The 18848-nt window shown below is 37.8% G+C and carries 14 protein-coding genes and 1 pseudogene; 9 read left to right on the plus strand and 6 right to left on the minus strand.

Annotated elements, in window-relative coordinates; all coding sequences use genetic code 11:
- Position 1: 1 nt before the first annotated feature.
- Together FGL31_RS02365 and dprA are read right to left on the minus strand one after the other, a co-directional pair.
- A complete protein-coding gene (locus FGL31_RS02365) occupies positions 2-1534 on the minus strand; it encodes an MFS transporter (RefSeq protein ID WP_138089585.1) in 1533 nt (510 codons plus the stop codon).
- 15 nt (positions 1535-1549) lie between these two features.
- On the minus strand, positions 1550-2650 hold the full coding sequence (gene dprA / locus FGL31_RS02370) for a DNA-processing protein DprA (protein WP_138089586.1): 1101 nt from the start codon (positions 2648-2650) through the stop codon (positions 1550-1552).
- Between the two features lie 93 nt (positions 2651-2743).
- Here dprA and FGL31_RS02375 point away from each other — a divergent pair, with 93 nt between their 5' ends.
- Positions 2744-2977, plus strand: coding sequence for a hypothetical protein (locus tag FGL31_RS02375; protein WP_099372770.1), 234 nt, complete (start codon positions 2744-2746; stop codon positions 2975-2977).
- A gap of 109 nt (positions 2978-3086) precedes the next feature.
- Here FGL31_RS02375 and rsmG read toward each other — a convergent pair whose 3' ends face one another.
- Both rsmG and FGL31_RS02385 read right to left on the minus strand, forming a co-directional pair.
- Positions 3087-3722, minus strand: coding sequence for a 16S rRNA (guanine(527)-N(7))-methyltransferase RsmG (rsmG, locus tag FGL31_RS02380; protein ID WP_138089587.1), 636 nt, complete (start codon positions 3720-3722; stop codon positions 3087-3089).
- A 23-nt stretch (positions 3723-3745) separates the two neighbouring features.
- The gene (locus FGL31_RS02385) at positions 3746-4888 is read right to left on the minus strand and encodes a glycosyltransferase (RefSeq protein ID WP_138089588.1); all 1143 of its coding nucleotides are present in this window, start codon (positions 4886-4888) and stop codon (positions 3746-3748) included.
- A gap of 128 nt (positions 4889-5016) precedes the next feature.
- Here FGL31_RS02385 and tgt point away from each other — a divergent pair, with 128 nt between their 5' ends.
- From tgt to FGL31_RS24330, 8 genes and pseudogenes are all read left to right on the plus strand, one after another.
- Positions 5017-6147 carry a tRNA guanosine(34) transglycosylase Tgt gene (gene tgt / locus FGL31_RS02390; RefSeq protein WP_099372772.1) on the plus strand — a complete coding sequence of 377 codons (1131 nt, stop codon included), beginning with the start codon at positions 5017-5019 and terminating at the stop codon, positions 6145-6147.
- A gap of 42 nt (positions 6148-6189) precedes the next feature.
- On the plus strand, positions 6190-7248 hold the full coding sequence (locus FGL31_RS02395; RefSeq protein ID WP_232046203.1) for an LptF/LptG family permease: 1059 nt from the start codon (positions 6190-6192) through the stop codon (positions 7246-7248).
- A gap of 12 nt (positions 7249-7260) precedes the next feature.
- Entirely contained in the window at positions 7261-8139 is an 879-nt protein-coding gene (locus FGL31_RS02400; protein WP_138089589.1) for a DMT family transporter, read from the plus strand.
- Positions 8140-8325: 186 nt separating this feature from the next.
- Complete coding sequence (locus tag FGL31_RS02405; RefSeq protein ID WP_138089590.1) at positions 8326-11361, plus strand: SusC/RagA family TonB-linked outer membrane protein; 3036 nt, start codon at positions 8326-8328, stop codon at positions 11359-11361.
- A 12-nt stretch (positions 11362-11373) separates the two neighbouring features.
- Positions 11374-13005, plus strand: a complete 1632-nt coding sequence (locus FGL31_RS02410; RefSeq protein ID WP_138089591.1) for a RagB/SusD family nutrient uptake outer membrane protein — start codon at positions 11374-11376, stop codon at positions 13003-13005.
- Positions 13006-13605: 600 nt separating this feature from the next.
- Positions 13606-14909 (plus strand): annotated as a pseudogene (gene der / locus FGL31_RS02415) (ribosome biogenesis GTPase Der).
- Positions 14910-14926: 17 nt separating this feature from the next.
- Positions 14927-16393 (plus strand): cysteine--tRNA ligase, encoded by a 1467-nt coding sequence (gene cysS, locus FGL31_RS02420; RefSeq protein WP_138089592.1) that lies wholly within the window; start codon positions 14927-14929, stop codon positions 16391-16393.
- A 345-nt stretch (positions 16394-16738) separates the two neighbouring features.
- Positions 16739-17170 carry a hypothetical protein gene (locus FGL31_RS24330; protein ID WP_232046204.1) on the plus strand — a complete coding sequence of 144 codons (432 nt, stop codon included), beginning with the start codon at positions 16739-16741 and terminating at the stop codon, positions 17168-17170.
- A gap of 175 nt (positions 17171-17345) precedes the next feature.
- Here FGL31_RS24330 and FGL31_RS28720 read toward each other — a convergent pair whose 3' ends face one another.
- Positions 17346-17642, minus strand: a complete 297-nt coding sequence (locus FGL31_RS28720) for a hypothetical protein (RefSeq protein ID WP_317130949.1) — start codon at positions 17640-17642, stop codon at positions 17346-17348.
- Between the two features lie 6 nt (positions 17643-17648).
- Positions 17649-18773 carry a peptidylprolyl isomerase gene (locus FGL31_RS02430; RefSeq protein ID WP_317130950.1) on the minus strand — a complete coding sequence of 375 codons (1125 nt, stop codon included), beginning with the start codon at positions 18771-18773 and terminating at the stop codon, positions 17649-17651.
- Between the last annotated feature and the right edge of the window lie 75 nt (positions 18774-18848).

An 18848-nucleotide genomic window follows, 5' to 3' on the forward strand; every position in this document is an offset into this window, starting at 1 on the left:
GTTAATCTAAATCTTTTGCGACCATGTTTTTGTTAATATAAAGTGCCCCGATGACAAAACAGACAGCCGAAATAATAATCGGGTACCATAAGCCCTCCAAATAAAAAGTAGGATCACCAGAAGTTTTGGCATTCGTGGCCAAGTAGGTTGAAACCGCCGGTAATAAACCTCCGAAAATTCCATTCCCTATATGATAAGGCAGGGACATGGAGGTGTATCTGATCTTGACAGGGAAAATTTCTACCAAGAAGGCTGCAATAGGTCCATAAACTAACGTGATATAGATAATTTGGATGAAAATCAAAGCAATCAGTTTCATGTAATTGGACCCATGAAGGAACACTGAGAACTTACTCGATAGATGAGCATCTTCAGTTTGTATCTCATTGTTAGGGACGATTTTCTTTTGTTGTTCGGTCTTGGTATATGTTCCGTCGAAATAATATTTGGTGGTAGTGATTGTTTCATGTTGATCGTCTCCTTCAGAAGGAGCAGTAATAGTTGTATTCTTTTCGACCAACTCTTGTTTTTTGGAAGTATCGGCGATATCATACATGGCCTGATAGATAGGTCTATAGGTCAGCACTGCCAACAGCATTCCCGTTAACATTACCCATTTGCGGCCGACCTTGTCTGAAAGCTTCCCGAATACAACAAAAAATGGTGTCCCGAAAAGCAAAGCAATACCCAAAATCATATCTGCCTGGTCAGAATCCAAGAACATAACTGTCTTCATATAGCTCATGGAATAGAATTGACCAGTATACCAAACCACACCTTGTCCCATAGCAGCTCCGAAAAGAGCCAATAAGACGAATTTTAAATTGTATTTATTGCCAAAACTTTCTTTTAAAGGATTGGTAGAGGTTTTGCCTTCTGCTTTTGCCTTTTTGAACTCTGGAGATTCATCCATGTTCTTGCGGATCAAGTAGGATACATAAACCATCAGGATCGAAAGTAAGAATGGAACCCTCCATCCCCAGTTATCAAATTGAGCATCCGTCAAGAAGAATTTGGTGAGCAATATTACCACTAATGAGATGAACAGTCCAAATGTTGCTGTAGTTTGTATCCACGAAGTCCAATAACCTCTTTCACCTTTTGGAGCGTGTTCGGCCACATAGGTTGCTGCGCCACCATATTCACCGCCGAGTGCTAATCCTTGCAATAAACGGAGGATTAGGACCAAGAAAGGAGCTAAGAAGCCAATACTATCGTAGCTGGGAATACAGCCGATGAGAAAGGTTGCCCCTCCCATTAACATCAATGTGACCATAAAGGTGTATTTCCGACCGATGAGGTCTCCCAATCGTCCAAAGAATAGGGCTCCGAAAGGTCTTACCACGAATCCTGCAGCGAAAGTTGCCAAAGTAGATAAGAAAGCAGCAGTAGGATTGTCTGAAGGAAAGAATTTGGTAGATATAACGATAGACAGACTTCCGAAGATAAAGAAGTCATACCATTCGATTAAAGTACCCAATGAGGAAGCCCCGATGACCTTCCAAATTCCTTTTTTACTTACTTGTTCTTGCATAAATTATGTTTAGGTTTAAGGTTGTTTATACATTTTTCCAGGCAGGGATTGAATGATGCCATTCATTTCCATTTCCAGTAGGATGATTGCAAGTTTACTCTGAGGCCAATCACAATAAGCTGAAATATCATCTATGCTGGCCTCTTTTGATTCTTTAATATAGTCAAAAACCTTTTGTTCATCACTGTTTAAATCAAAAATTAATGGTAATTGAACATGATTTTGGTTTTTCTTTGTCAGGTCGTCTTCCCATTGCATCAACATAATCAGGTCTTTTGCGTGTCGTATGAGATGGGCTTTGTTGGTTCGTATCAGTTCATTGCAACCTGCTGAATAGTAGAGGTCTGTTGAGCCTGGGAATGCGCAGACATCTCTGTTGTAGCTGTTTGCAATTTCGGCCGTTATCAATGCTCCTCCTTTTTTTGCTGCCTCCACAACAATGGTTGCGTCTGCCAAGCCTGCCACGATTCTATTGCGCATCGGGAAATTGGTTTTGTCTGGATTGGTGCCCGAAGGATATTCTGTCAGCAAACAACCCTTGTTTGTAATTTCATTTGCAATTTCATGATGGTTAAACGGATATATTCTGTCCAATCCATGGGCAAGGACGGCTGCCGTTTCCAATTGATTGTTTAGGGCAGCTTTGTGAGCTATAATATCTATTCCATAAGCTAAGCCGCTTACTACCAGGACATTTAATTCTTTCAGTTGCTGGATGAGTTCTTCCGTCAACCTTCTGCCATAGGATGTTGCATTTCGTGTACCTACGATACTGACCGTTTTTTGGTTGTTCAGGTTGCAATTTCCTTTTTTATACAGGACTAAGGGAGCGTCTTCACAATGCTTTAACCTCGAAGGATAACTGCTGTCTTCATACCATAAGATGTCAATTTGATTGTCTTCAATATAGCGCACTTCGGATTCAGCTTCCCTTAAGTATGATTTGGAAATCAATTGATCGATTGAGTTTTTATGAATGCCAGGGATCTGGGACAATTCTTTCTTTGAAGACTTGAAGATTTCTTGTAAACTGCCGCAATAGGCCAACAATAAACGACTTGTTTTTGGACCTATCCCTTTAATCTTGGTCAGAGCAATTTTTTCTATTGCATTCATTTTGGTTAGCTTAGCATTAAAGATAAGGAATCGACTTTCCTTATGCAATATCAAATAAGTTTAATTGATTACCTTTGTTTAAAACACAATACTATGGAAATGCAAGAGCCTTTTGATATAGAAGTAGGGGATATTACATATTCAGTTTTCCCGGATGAGAAAGATACTTACACTGTTTTTAAGGATGGGAAGGAATACGTTCAGATCATTAAAGATACAGATACAAGTTGGTTGAAATTAAATCCTGAAACTGGTTTGCCGTTGTTTGGGATGGATGAGGAAATTAATTTGATTGGGGCGGAGATATTGAAGAATACGGAAGGGTAAGGGTTTAATATAATCACCGCTAGTGGTGGTTGTATCAAAAATCCGGGATTTCGGCTCCGCTCAATCACCGGATTTTAGTCTTTTTTATATTAAGTCTGGCATGGCAATATTACATTGCGATATACATTACATATTTGGTGTCGAAGAAATCTTCTTTAAAATAATGGGAAATCGGATGTAGCTCTGCTTTTACTCTTGCTTCTTTGATTTCTTCTTTTAGATCTCCTCCTTTTAGGTAAAGGATTCCATTTGGAATTCCGTTTTTATCTTTTCTTTCGATTTTATTCTGTACCCATGGAATAAAGTCTCCTAAGCGGGTCACAGCCCTTGATACAACGAAATCATATTTATAATCTAATTGTTCTGCACGGATATGATCGGCTTCTACATTGGTCAAACCCAATGCTTCGGCTATTTCCCTAACTACTTTGATTTTTTTGCCTATTGAATCTACCAAATGGAACTGTACTTCTGGAAATAGGATAGCCAATGGTATGCCTGGAAACCCGCCGCCCGTACCGACATCCAAAATTCTTGTTTTTGGGGTAAACTCACCTACAAACTTGCCTATTGCCAAAGAATGCAAAACATGTTTCAAGTAAAGGCTTTCAATATCTTTTCTTGAGATCACATTGATTTGGTCATTCCATAAAGGGTATAGTTCCTCCAACTTTGCAAATTGTTCTTTTTGCTTTTCAGTTAGTTTAGGGAAGTAGTTATAGATAATATCGACTGTAGGATTCACGATTTGATAAATTTAATTTGATGTTATTTCCAGGAGACCTGTTTTTTCGAGCGGTTGAATAATCCGTTGAAACAGATGTAAAAATAGTAATATAGATCCAATATTGGCAACCAAAGCAATAAATCGCTGACTTCAAGTTTCTTGTATATGGGTCTAAAGATGAGGACTTGGCAAATTAAGCGGATAAGATATGCAGCAATTCCGATATACCAATATTGAGGGACAATTGCAATGGCCACGACAATGGCCAAGTAGAAGAGTGCTGCAGTGATCAATTGGGTTCCCAGCATCCTCTGGTGTCTCCCCTTATATAGCGTAGATGCCCCTGAGTGTCGAGCTTTTTGCTTGTAATAACTTTTCCATGTTGTCTTTGGTTCTGAATAGACAAAAGCATCTGGTGCAATGTTAATTTCAACATTATGCCTATTTGCTGTTGCATTCACAAAAAGATCATCATCACCAGATTTGATATGCATGTGGTCGGTAAAACCTTTGTTTGTGAAAAATAGGTCTTTGGTATACGCTAGGTTCCTGCCGACGCCCATATAGGCATCTCCTTTTATGGCATAAGAAAGATAGCTCATAGCAGTATGTGCAGTCTCAAACCTAATCAATCGGTTTAAGAAACCAGGAAACTTAAAATAAGGAGAATAACCTAAAACTATTTCTTTATTTTCATTAAATGATCCGGTCATTTCCTTTAACCAATTGCTGGAATTGGGTTGACAGTCTGCATCGGTCATCAAGAGGTATGGGTTTTTAGCTGCTTTGATTCCCATTGTTAAAGCAAACTTTTTGCTATGCTTCAATTGGATATGTTCCTTGATTTCTACGATTTTAAGGTTTGCATACTTGGAAGCAAAGTCTTGGAGGACCCATTTAGTATCATCTTCGGAGCAATCATTTACCACGATAACTTCGAAGTTTGGATAATCCTGTTCCAGAATTCCGGGGAGGAATGATTTAAGGTTTTCCTGTTCGTTATGAGCACAGATTACAATGGAAACTTCTTTTGAGTTTTCGATTTCCTGATTTGATTTTACTTTATATAAAGCTAGTTTACCATATACGAATAGTATATAGTACAATTGAAAGAACAGCAAAAGGACTAGAATTCCATAGGGAATTAGAGTTATATCCAAGCTCATATCGACGAATGATCCCATAAAATTAGCCTCAAAGATAAAGGTTATCGTTCAAATAGTTTGTTAATTGTTAAGAAATGCGAATTAAGTGTTTGATATGTCATTCCCAAAGAATTTTATAGTATTTTTGCGGTCGATTAAGGAATACTATGAATTTTACGCTTCAAGCACAAGATAAATTTTCAAAAGCAAGAGCCGGGGAGATTGAAACCGCTCATGGGAAGATCCAAACTCCAATTTTCATGCCTGTAGGAACTGCAGGTACTGTGAAAGCGGTTCATCAACATGAACTTGTAAACGATATCCAAGCACAGATTATTTTAGGAAATACCTATCACTTATATTTAAGACCAGGGTTAGATGTCTTAAATAAGGCGGGTGGTTTGCATAAATTTATCAACTGGGAGAGACCGATCTTAACAGATTCTGGTGGTTATCAAGTTTATTCACTGACTGAAGTTCGTAAAATTAAGGAAGAGGGAGTAACTTTCAGGTCTCATATTGATGGTTCGAAGCATCTCTTTACGCCAGAAAATGTAATGGATACCCAAAGGATTATCGGTGCGGATATAATCATGGCATTTGATGAATGTACACCATATCCATGTGATTACCGGTATGCTAGGAAATCGATGGAGATGACACACCGTTGGTTGAAGCGCTGTTGCGATAGGTTTGACAGTACCGAGCCTTTATATGGCTATGATCAGACTTTGTTTCCAATTGTTCAGGGTTCTGTTTACAAAGATCTACGTGAGAAATCCGCGGAGACTATTGCTTCTTTTAATAGAGAAGGAAATGCGATCGGTGGTCTATCAGTTGGAGAGCCAGCAGAGGAGATGTATGCTATGACCGAAGTAGTAACCAATATCCTGCCTCATGACAAACCAAGGTATTTAATGGGTGTTGGTACTCCTGTTAATCTTTTAGAAAATATTGCATTGGGTATTGACATGTTTGATTGTGTGATGCCAACGAGAAATGCTAGAAATGGGATGCTCTTCACTCAAAATGGTATTATCAATATCAAAAATGAGAAGTGGAAAGATGATTTCAGTCCTATTGAGGCTGAATCAGACCTTTTGGTCGATCAAATCCATTCAAAAGCTTATTTAAGGCACCTTATCAAGTCGCAAGAAATTTTGGGAGCACAAATCGCTTCATTACATAATTTACATTTTTATCTTTGGTTGATGGAACAAGCCCGGGCGAAAATCTTGGATGGTACGTTTTATGATTGGAAGAATAAAATGGTTAAAGTCTTAGATCAACGTCTATAATTCTTTTAAAAGTATATGATAAAGATTATCGATAAATATATCATGAAAAAGTACTTGTCTACTTTTGTTTTCACGGTTGCTATCTTCTGTGTAGTGATTGTGATATTTGATATATCTGAGAAAATCGATGATTTCAACAAGTATGGAGCGACCATGACGCAAGTATTCTTTGAGTATTATGCACTTGGAAGTTTACCATTCTTTATCAATATGCTTACGCCGCTTTTCAATTTCATTGCGGTGATCTTTTTCACGTCCAAGATGGCGGATCAGACCGAGATTGTTCCGATTTTAAGTGGTGGTATGAGTTTCAACAGAATGCTCCGCCCTTATATGATCTGTGCAGGGTTGATATTCGCCATGACTTTGATTTCGAATGTTTATGTCATTCCATATACCAACAAAGTAAAAGTAGACTTTGAAAACGTCTATGTAAAACCGAATAAGGTAAGTACGACCTCTTCATCCATCCATATGCAGGTAGATTCGAATACCTATGTCTATATGGGTTCATTTGATACTAAATCTAAAGTGGGGTATAATTTTAGTTTAGAGAAATTCGATGGTGACAAGATGGTTGAGAAGCTAATGGCTGAGCGTGTTACTTGGGATTCAGTAGCCAATAAATGGAGTTTGCATACCTATACAACAAGGGAGATAAATGGCCTGAAGGAAAATATGCTTTCTGGCGAAAAACGTGATACGACTTTGGATATGCGTCCTATGGATTTTGAGTCTTATGAGAATGTGTTCACGACTATGGATCAGGATGAGCTCAATGAAAGGATCAGCAAGGAAGAAGTTCGGGGTACAGGGATGATGAATGAGTTGTTGCTGGAGAAGTATAAAAGGATTATTAATCCATTTTCAGCTTTTATCTTAACCTTGATTGGGGTTTCCCTTTCCTCCAAAAAGGTTCGGGGAGGTATCGGTTTGAGTCTAGGTATTGGTATCGGACTGAGCTGTATATATATCGTACTTGAAAGATTTTCAAGCATGTTCTCCATAAAGGGAGGATTGGATCCATTGATATCGGTTTTGATTCCCAACGTCATCTTTTTGCTGTTGAGTTTCTACTTGTTGAAAAAGGCTCCTAAATAAGTAACACAAACCATGTCAAAACTAACCTTTAACCGCAATATTTTGATATTGCACCTAACTGTATTAATCTGGGGATTTACAGGAGTCTTGGGCGAATTAATTTCTATTCCTGCACTTCATTTGGTGTGGTATCGAGTATTGATCGCTGCGGTATCTTTAATTCTATTCTATCTTTTCAAAAGGAAAACTTTACTAGTTCCTAAAGGTCAGCTTTTTCAATATTTAGGAGTGGGAATGATAGTTGGGCTTCACTGGGTATTGTTTTTTCACGCCATAAAGGTGTCAACGGTTTCTGTAACGCTGGTTACATTGTCATCCGTCACTTTATTCACAGCGATATTAGAACCTATCATTAACCGAAAACGAGTTTCTATTGCTGATGTTATTGTAGGTCTTGTTATAATATTTGGTATTTACCTAATTTTCAAATTCGAGTTTAAATATTTCTGGGGAATAGTATTTGGACTTTCTTGTGCATTCTGTGCGAGCATATTTTCGATTCTAAATGCGAGAATGGTCAAAAAAGACAGTCCTACGACCATCACATTGTATGAAATGATTGGTGCATGGATCGGGGTTTCAGCAGTTATGCTGGTTAATGGAGATTTTAATAGCCATATGGTATTGAATCAATCCGACTTATTATATCTATTATTATTAGGAATAGTTTGTACTGCCATTGCATATGTTTTAGGTGTTGCGGTCATGCGTGAGCTATCAGCATTTACTGTTGCACTAACTACTAATATGGAGCCTGTATATGGGATTATACTAGCTTTATTGATCTTTGGGCACAAGGAAACTATGAGTACAGGATTCTATTTTGGTGCTGTCATTGTCTTGACCGCAGTGTTTATTTATCCCTATCTGAAGACGAAAATCAAGATTTAATTTCACATTAATTATTAGTTTATTTTCAAGTTACAAATGGTTGCTTATGCAAACGTTTGTGTAATTTACGCAAACGGTTTCGTTCGTTAAATTATTGTTAATCATTTGGATAAAGATTTATCTTCCAAAATCTAGATTGTGATATGTGATACTAACATATTGCTTTTTTTTATTTAATGATTAATTATGATTAAGAGATTTTCAAGTCCATTTTTCATCCTCAAGAAGCGTCATTTTTTGGCTGGTAGCTTGGTTATTAGCTTATGCTTGAACAGTGGTTTTACGGTTGCTTCCGATTTTGCATTTGAAACCATTGGAGTGACGGCGCCACAGGAAGAAGTTAAGGGAAAAGTGAGTTCAGGAGGAGCCGCGTTAGCAGGAGCTACCGTTACGGTAAAGGAAGATCCATCACGTGCAACATCTACAAATGAGTCTGGTGATTTTGCCATTAATGCAAAAGTTGGGGAGACCTTAGTTTTTACGGCAATTGGTCATGATCCAAAGGAGATTGAAGTAGCAGGTCCTACCATGAATGTGGAATTGTTTTCCAATTTGGAGAACATTGATGAGGTTGTTGTGACGGGATATTCTACCCAGAAAAAGGGAGAAATCAGTGCTTCGATTGTTTCTTTGGATCAAAAGCAATTAAAGGACGTTAAGTCTCCGAATGTTTCAAATTTACTTCAAGGTAAGGTTTCGGGAGTTGATGTTGTAGGTACGGGTAGACCGGGACAACAGGCCAACGTGCGGATTAGAGGTAGAAGTTCACTTTCTTCTGGAACAAATCCCCTTTGGGTTGTTGACGGAGTCATCATGCACGGAGTTCCAAACATTAACCCGAATGATATCGAGAATATTTCTGTATTGAAAGATGCAGCAGCAACGACTCAATATGGATCCAGAGGTACTAATGGTGTCATTGTAGTTACAACCAAACGTGCCTTAAGAGAAGGGGAGGGTGTTTTCTCCGTCAATCTATCTTCAGGAGTGAGCAAATTCAATCAAGGGAATTTCAAATTGATGGATTCACAACAACTGTGGGATTTCTATCAGACTTTCCCCAATCAAAAGGACATCGACCCGAATGTAACTGACGAGGTTCTAGGGACGAACTATGATTGGATGGAAAATGGTATAAAAGCAGGTGCGGTAAACGATTTTGCAGCAAGTTATATGGGCAAAACCGAAAGGACTTCTGTTTATGCAAGTGCTAATTATTATGGGGAGAAAGGATCTATAAAGGGTTATGATTATGAAAGACTAACAGGTCGTTTCAATGTAGATCATAAATTAACGGATAGGATTACTTTCAAACCAAAATTGAATGCTTCCTATACCACTTATTTGAACAAAGAGCATTCACTTTACGATATGATGTTGAACTTGCCTTGGGATAATCCTTTCAATGCAGATGGTTCAGTGAAGAATCCTCAAGATGAAAGTGCAGATTTTGTTTGGTTTGGTCGCGATCATAGAAATTATTTGTATGATCGACAGTATAACTATGGCAAGGGTCAAACCTTTGACATGCAAGGTAACTTTGATTTCTCTTATCGGATCTCAGATCGGTTCACGTTTGAATCCATGAACAACTTAACTTATTACAACCAAACGACGATGAGTTATGCGGATCCAAAATCAAATGCTGGACGAAATGAAAAAGGTACAATAGAGCAATTTTCTGACAAAAGAATCACAAGATTCTTTAATCAGATGTTGAAGTATGATGAGACTTTTGGGAAGCACAAGGTTTCGGGTTTTGCGGCTTATGAGTATTCCGATTATACGTATTCAAGTTTAAACGCAACCGGAAAGGGTATTGCTCCAGGGTCAGAGATTTTGGGTAATGCAGCCAGTGTTTTAAATTTTGGAGGTACAAAAAATGATTATTCCTTTCAATCAGGAATCTTGCAGGGTACCTATGCCTACGACAACCGATATAATTTAATGGCTTCATTCCGTGTGGATGGTTCATCTCGGTTTGGTAAGAACAATCAATATGGTGCCTTTTATTCTGTGAGTGGTGCTTGGAATATTCATAATGAGGAGTTTTTCAATGTTCCGGCAATTAATCTATTCAGATTAAAGGCTTCATATGGTGGTGTTGGTAATGTTCCGACCTATTATTATTCCTCATATGGGACCTATCGCTTGGACGCACAATATAATGGAGATCCTGCTGCGATTCAGAAAAACTTCCAAAATGCTAATGTAAGTTGGGAGAAATCTTATGATGCCAATGTTGGGCTTGAATTAGGATTCTTAAATAGAATTAACCTTTCAGTAGATTTATATCATAAAAATACCAGCGGACTATTGTACTATGTTGAATTTCCTTCTACAGCAGGTTGGGAAGGATATTGGTTGAATATTGGAGGTTTAAGAAACAAAGGTGTTGAAGTTGCATTAAATGGATCCGTATTTGGTCCAGAAAGTCCATTTCAATGGGATCTAGGTTTTAATGTTGCTCATAACAACAACCGCATCACCTCTTTGAATAACGATCAAGATATTCCAAAGGGGAATCAGCGATTTTCTGTAGGTCATGATGTTGAGTCATGGTACATGCGTAAATGGGCAGGAGTAAATCCTGAGAATGGGGATCCACAATGGGAAGCGATAGACCCTGAGACCGGAGAGGTAACTTTGACCTCCAATTACAATGATGCTGCTTTACAGTTTGTTGGGGCTGCAACGCCAAAATTCCAAGGGGGGTTCAATTCCGCGATGTCCTATAAAGGATTTAATTTAAATGCAAGTTTTGCCTATCAAAATGGAGGTATGACTTATAATACTGCTAGGGAATGGTTTGATTCAGACGGGGCTTATGCTTCCTATAATCAATTGATTTTCATGGATGGATGGTCAAGATGGTCTCCGGAAAATCCGAATGCAACACATCCTAGAGCAGAGTACAACAATACCAGTCTTTCAAATAAAGTATCATCTAGATATTTGGAAAGCACTAATTTCTTGCGTTTGAGAAATGTGACTTTAGGTTATACATTTTCTGAGAATTTAGTGAACCGATTGAAGCTGAAAGGATTGAATGTTTATGTTTCAGGGGACAATCTATGGACTTCGACGAAGTTTTCAGGTCTAGATCCTGAGGCAGCGATTTTGGGGAATGATAACTCTGCAGACAAAGCAGGTGGTGGGGATGCTACCTCACAATATCCTGCGCCAAAACGTTTGATATTTGGACTAAACCTAACATTTTAAGGAGATTAAGCGATGAAGAAAATATTATTATCAATTGGAATTGTTGGGGTATTAATGTCCTCATGTTCATTGGATAAGGAACCATACGACTCATTGACGAATGAGTCAGTGGATAAAACTGAAGGAGCAATAGAAGCCCTTCACTTAGGAAATTACCACACCTTAAAAGGATGGGTAGAGAATTGGCACAGGGTAACAGAATATCCTGGAGACAACGTGTCTTTAAGCGGAACAACTTCGGACAACCTTTTCTACAATTATAATTATAAAAGAGTTGTAAATAATAGCCGTGTTAATAGTTATTGGGAAAATTCATACCGTGTAATTGCCGGCACAAACTTATTGCTTCAAAAATTAAAAGAAGGAGAAAGTGATGCAAGTGACCAAATGATCGCTGAGAACTTGTACTTGCGAAGTATGATGTACTTTTATTTGGCGAATGTATTTGGAAAGCCTTATACTCAAGATCCAGCTTCATTGGCAGTGCCGATTAAATTAAGCGATGATCCATTTGAGGTTCTTCCACGTAATACGGTTAAAGAAGTTTATGATCAGGTAGAGGCTGATTTATTAAAAGCAGAAAGCTTGTTCAAAGAATATAAAAGCAATGTCTATGGGAATGTTTATGCAGCACAAGCATTGTTGGCAAGACTTTATCTATACAAAGGCGACAATCAAAAGGCTCTTCAGTATGCTAACAAAGTTATAGAATCTGGAAAGTTCTCGCTTTTGGCTGGTTCAGAATACAACAAATTATCAGTTGCCATTCCAGAGGATAACAAAGAGAGCATTTTCGCCATCAAATTTGTTAAAGACATTGACTATAAAGACGATGGTTGGTATACTATCGGGTCTATGTATGCGAATTTCCAAGGATCTGGTTGGGGTGAGATGTATGCTTCAAGACCATATTTGGAAGAGGTGCGTAAGTATCCTTCTGATGTTCGCTATAAAATGATTCTTCCTGTAGTTGAAAATGCTAATGAATTGCATGCGTACTATGTTACTGATGATTATAAATACGCAAGTGTTATTGTGACGCAGTCGGGCAGTGATTATACGTATACAGAAGGAGGGACAAATAAAACTTTGATCAAAGAATCAAATGGTGCTGGCGCATTCCAATATTACATCAATATTGCCGGAAAGAAAAGATCAGTGTTGATCGACAGAAAATTGGCAAATAGGAATGGTTATCTTAAATATTATGTGATTAAATGTTCTGGACAAGAAGGTCAAGCACATTTATGGTCTCCAGTTATTTCTCGACTAGCAGAAATTTACTTGATACGTGCAGAAGCACATGCCAAAACTGGGAATGTAACTGAGGCATTGAAGGATGTGAATGTTATCCGACAAAGAGCGGGTATTCCATCGGAAGGTCTTTGGACTGCTGCAAATTTAGGTGGGAAGTCGGCTTTAGATGTAGTCTTGCAAGAGCGACAATTGGAGTTAGCTTGGGAAGGACACAGAAAGTTTGATGTTTTCAGGAATGCTAAAGCAATGGATAGAAAGTATCCTGGTACTCATACAGCTGGCAGCAGCCCAATTTTGAGTATTGATCCAAAAAGCAATCAAGCGATTGAGTTTATTCCAGAACAACAAATCGTTCTGTCAAATGGAATTTTGAAGCAAAATCCATAATCTAAAATAAGTTTTACATAAAGGCGGGGATTTTACTCCGCCTTTTTTTGAATTTATTAATTGGACTAATTTTGTCTTTATAATAAAAGATGTGCATAAAATGGATATTTTGGTGTTTAATCCTTTAGATAGCAAATTTATCCCTTAAATCTATATTTATTATCTGGAGCGAACAGTTGGGAGATGCAATTATAATCTCTGGTTATTGAGCTTTCTTTATTTTACAAAAAATATCCTTTTTTTGGTTCTTTTGGTGATTGTTTGCGAAAATCAGTTAAAAATTCCTCATCGAATTATTTAAGTTTTAGGAATAATTTTTCTATCTTTCAGAATTATTAGAAGAAAGTCAAAAGTCTTTGTGGAGATTATAATTTAAGTCTGTCTTCTTTAAGGATTCTAGACTTATAAATAAATAAAATTTCTAACTGTTAATTTTCAAAACTATTTTTAGGTCATCTTTCTTAAGGATGGCCTATTTTTATTTTTCAGAACTCCTTGTCAATTTGCGATTTCTCACGCAAGATGTGCTATAATTCCGTAACTTTGTACCTTTACATGATACCTGAAAACGTTGCCGTGAGGTAACGATTAAATAGAAATATGGCAAATATCGTAGCAATTGTTGGAAGACCCAATGTTGGTAAATCCACTTTATATAACCGTTTGACTGAAAGTAGGAAAGCTATTGTTGATGACTTTAGCGGTGTTACTCGTGATAGACATTATGGTCAAGCAGAATGGATTGGCAAGAAGTTCACCGTTATTGATACGGGTGGATTTGTTCACGGTTCAGATGATGTGTTTTGAAGCAGCAATCCGTGATCAAGTATTGATTGCTATTGAAGAGGCTTCTGCCATCTTATTTGTTGTCGATGTGACAACCGGCATAACTGATTTGGATGATGAAATTGCGGATCTTTTGAGACGCAGTAAAAAACCTGTTTATGTTGTCTCAAATAAAGTAGACAGTGCAAAGCAGACTCATGATTCAGCAGAATTCTATGCTTTAGGTCTAGGCGAGGTTTTTAATATTTCCTCGATGACAGGCTCAGGCACTGGAGAATTATTGGATGCAGTGGTTGAGAATTTTGAAAATGAAGAGGAAGAAGAATCTGAATTGCCAAAATTCACGATCGTTGGTCGCCCTAATGTTGGCAAGTCATCCTTGACCAATGCATTGTTGGGTAAGGAAAGAAATATTGTTACTCCAATAGCAGGAACTACACGTGATTCAATTCGGATTCACTATAATCAGTTTGGTCATGAGTTTCTGTTGGTAGATACTGCTGGATTACGTAGAAAGTCTAAAGTCAATGAGGGACATTGAGTTTTATTCTGTAATGCGTACGATAAAAGCATTGGAGGATTCCGATGTTGTGATTTTGATGATTGATGCTAAAGATGGCATTGAAGCTCAGGACATTAATATTTTCCATTTAGCTGAAAAGAATAAAAAAGGGATTTTGATCTTGGTAAACAAGTGGGATACGGTAGAGAAAGACCATAAAACGGCTAAAGAGTTTGAGCAAAATATTAAGAACAAAATAGCTCCATTTACGGATGTTCCTATTATTTTCACTTCAGTTACTGAAAAGCAACGTATTTTCAAGGCTATTGAAACGGCGATGGAGGTTTATGAGAATAAAACCAAAAAAATACCGACTTCAAAATTGAATGATGTGATGTTGGATATAATTGAAAAATATCCACCTCCAGCAACTAAAGGAAAGTTCATTAAGATCAAATATGTGACTCAATTACCAGGAAGGTCACCTATGTTTGCATTTTTCTGTAATCTACCACAATATATCAAGGATCCTTATAAACGATTCATTGAAAACAAACTTCGTGAGCACTTTGATTTCTCAGGAGTTCCAATTCAAATATTCTTTAGACAAAAATAATTAGTTTCAATTTTCGCATGGAGCATAATTTAGTATTATATAATACCCTTACGCGTAAGAAAGAGAAGTTTGTGCCTATACATCCGAATATGGTTGGGATGTATGTATGTGGGCCTACTGTTTACAGTGATGTTCACTTGGGGAACTGTAGAACTTTTGTTTCCTTCGATTTGATTTTCAGATATCTGGTTCATTTAGGATATAAGGTTCGTTATGTTCGCAATATTACTGATGCTGGCCATTTGGAGGGTGATAATGATGAGGGTGATGATAAATTTGCGAAAAAGGCGAAATTGGAGCAATTGGAACCCATGGAAATCGTTCAGAAGTATACGATTGGTTTCCATGACGTTCTGCGTATGTTTAATACAATTCCTCCAAGTATTGAACCAACGGCTACAGGTCATATCTCTGAGCAGATTGAAATGGTTCAACAGATTATCGACAATGGATTTGCCTATGAGGTGAATGGTACAGTTTATTTTGACGTAGAGAAATATGTTAAGGAATATAACTATACTATTTTGACGAATAGGAACCTTGAGGATATGTTGAACAACACGCGTGAGCTTGGTGGTCAGGATGAGAAAAGGGGTCGATTGGACTTTGCTTTATGGATCAAGGCAAAGCCAGAGCATATCATGAGATGGCCATCGCCTTGGGGTGTTGGTTTTCCGGGTTGGCATATTGAGTGTTCAGCGATGAGCAGGAAGTACTTAGGTGATCAGTTTGATATCCATGGTGGCGGTATGGACCTTGCAGCTACACACCACACCAATGAAATTGCTCAATCTGAAGCTTGTAATCATACAAGCCCTGCAAAGTATTGGATGCATACGAATATGTTGACTGTCAATGGCGCTAGGATGTCGAAGTCTGCCGGCAATGGTTTTCTACCAGGTGAATTGTTCACTGGGAACCATAAGCTGTTAAATCGCGGTTATTCACCCATGGCTGTTCGATTCTTTATGTTACAGGCGCATTATAGAAGCACCTTGGATTTTTCAAACGAAGCTTTAGAGGCAGCAGACAAAGGTTATAAACGTTTAATGGCTGCTATTGGCCTTTTAGATAAAATTGTTACATCTCCAAAATCCACTTTTGGAAATTTAGAAGAAATCAAAAAACGCAGTTACGCAGCAATGGACGATGACTTCAATAGTCCGGTATTAATTGCTGAGTTATTTGAGGTTGTGAGGATCATCAATTCTATTTATGATGGTAAGCTAACTATTACTGAAGGTGATTTAAATGAGCTTAAAGATTATTTGAGTGCCTTTGTATATGATATCTTAGGTCTTAAAGATGATCAAGTTGGAGATACCGACAATATGGATGATTTAATGCAAATCATCATTAATTTGCGTAATGAAGCGAAGAAAAACAAAGATTTCGTGACGTCGGATCGTATCCGTGAACATCTTACAGCTGTTGGTATTCAACTGAAAGACAGCAAGGATGGAACACTTTGGAATAAGATTTGATTAGTAAGGTAAAATTTACAAAAATGATTTATAAAAAAGGCTTAACTCTATTGGCCGCCACGCTGATTTCGTTGTCGAGTTTTGCCCAACTTCCTGAGAAGGTAGGGGGGCTTCTTTCGGTTGACAGAACAGCTGAAACCTTTCTAAAAATGAAAGTCACTTGCTGGGCTCAAGTATATTATTGACAAGGAGACTACTTTCCTTGTTCCATCACCTGTAAATGCATCAAATTATTTAGCAAATAGGCCCAACCTTCCTGATAGGCTTTCATGGAATCCTAATTTTGCACTGGTTTCCAGGAGTTTGGATTGGGGTGTGACCTCTGGTCCGATCGAGTTCCAGAAGATGGGTTCTATCAAGCGTTATGGTCAGTACCTTACATTTGGAAGAGAGATCGTAAAGGAAATTGGAGAGCCACCTTCGTGCCGAGGTAGAGATTATGGTAAGAAGAAAGCTAGTCCATTAGAATATTACGAACCTGATGACAAAAACTACCTGAAACATCGTTCTGTAAAGCGTTTAGAGCAACGTGAAGAAGTGGTGTTGCAGACAGATGAGCTTTTCTCTACCATTCTAAAGGCAGATACCAAGACTGGGTATACTGAATTTATGGCTGATGATGCGAGGTTCTATTTTCCTTGGCAGAATGAAATTGAAGGCCGTGACAATATTTTGGCTTTCTTAAAGAAAGAAAGAATTGAATCGATACGGATCCCAATGATGTGGGGCGTTCGTACAGTGGAGAATTTGCCTATACTTCAGGAACGGCAACCGTAGGTACAAAAGACAAAGTTGTTAAGTTTAATTATATCAGAATTTGGCAATTGACAGATGAGTTCAATGGAAAGTAATTCTGGAAATGATGTTTGAGAGATAAGATAGAATCTGAAATATAAAAAGAGAGCCGATCAATTTGATCGGCTCTCTTTTTATGTTGATATAATTTCTTTATTTATTCTTCATCTTTAGTAGAAGCAATATTATTTGTTTCTGGGGTCATCCACATTTGCAGTTCATCACAAGTAGCAAACTCACTGTTTATATGAACGAATGTATTCTTAGTCTTTTTCTCAAACCATTCGCTTAAGCTTCTTCTAGTTTTATCTTCTTGAGCGGCTTCCTGAATTTTAGCAAAATCTTGTTCTAGACTAGCTTTATGCGGAGGGATACGCGTTTTAAGATAGGTAAATTTGTTATCCAGATTTACCACTTCTAGGGTCTTGGAATTGATAAGGTTTTGAAACTCCACCTTCTTTTAAGGTGTCAATTGCCATAATACTTCTTTCTCCAAAAGGTCTACAGGAATTAAAGTTGATCTTGAAGCAGATTGTGGGTTTATTACCATACCACCATTGAACTTAGTTTCTTTGTTGTCTGAGTACATGGTCGCTGCGCTACTGAAGGACATTTTTTTGTCATTCACTTTATCATAAATGGAATCTATTTTTCCTTTGATGCGGTCTAAGCTTGCCTGTGTAGGCTTTGTTGTTACAAGTATATGTCTTGCATTCACTTCTTCGCCTCTACGTTCTAAAACTTGAAGGAAGTGGAATCCGTATTCTGTTTCGAATACTGGGGAGATTTCACCTGCTTTTAAACGGAAAGCCATTGCCGAGAATTCTTTTACATAATTCTCACGAGGTGCGAATCCTAATTCTCCACCTTGATTTGCTGACCCTGGATCTTCAGAATAAAAACGAGCTACAGTACCAAAGTCAGTACCGTTCAGTACTTGTTGACGGTATCCTTCAGCTTTTGTTCTGAAGACGCTTTTTTCTTCTTTTGTCAATTCAGGGAAAATAACGATTTCACCAATTTCAACCTCTGTATTGAATGCAGGAAGACTGTCTTGGTCTAGTCCTTCAAAATATTTTTTAACCTCTTGAGGAGTAACTGTTATTTTACTAATAATAGTATTTTGGAATTTCTCCGCTCTCATTTGTTCAGATAATACAGGTCTCATTTCTTCCTTGTATTGTAACAATGAACGTTTTAGGAATCCTTCCAATCTTTCTTTACCACCCGCGCGGCGGGTCATTTCGCGCATACGAGCATTCAATTGATCATCAACCTCAGCTTCTGAAACCTCAATAGAGTCTATTGCTGCTTGTTGAGATAGCAATTTGGTCATGATAAGTTGTTGCAAGGCCGTACATTTAAAGTCGTCGCTTGGTGTACCACCATTTGCTAGATACTGCGAATACTGCATATCAACGTCGGATTGCAGGATAATTCCTGATCCTACTGTCGCAACTACGCGGTCAATTAATTTTTCTTGAGATTTAGCTTGGAATGTACAAGCTAATAATATTAATAGAAGTAAACTTGAAAAGTTTTTCATGCTGTCTGTCGTCACTCTTGATCTTAAGTCCGAAGGCAAAATTATTAAATATTATGCCTTTTTTCTACTTTTATAATGTAATAATTGAATTAATACTTAGCCTAAACTAAGATA

The organism is Sphingobacterium daejeonense, assembly GCF_901472535.1.
GTDB lineage: Bacteria > Bacteroidota > Bacteroidia > Sphingobacteriales > Sphingobacteriaceae > Sphingobacterium > Sphingobacterium daejeonense.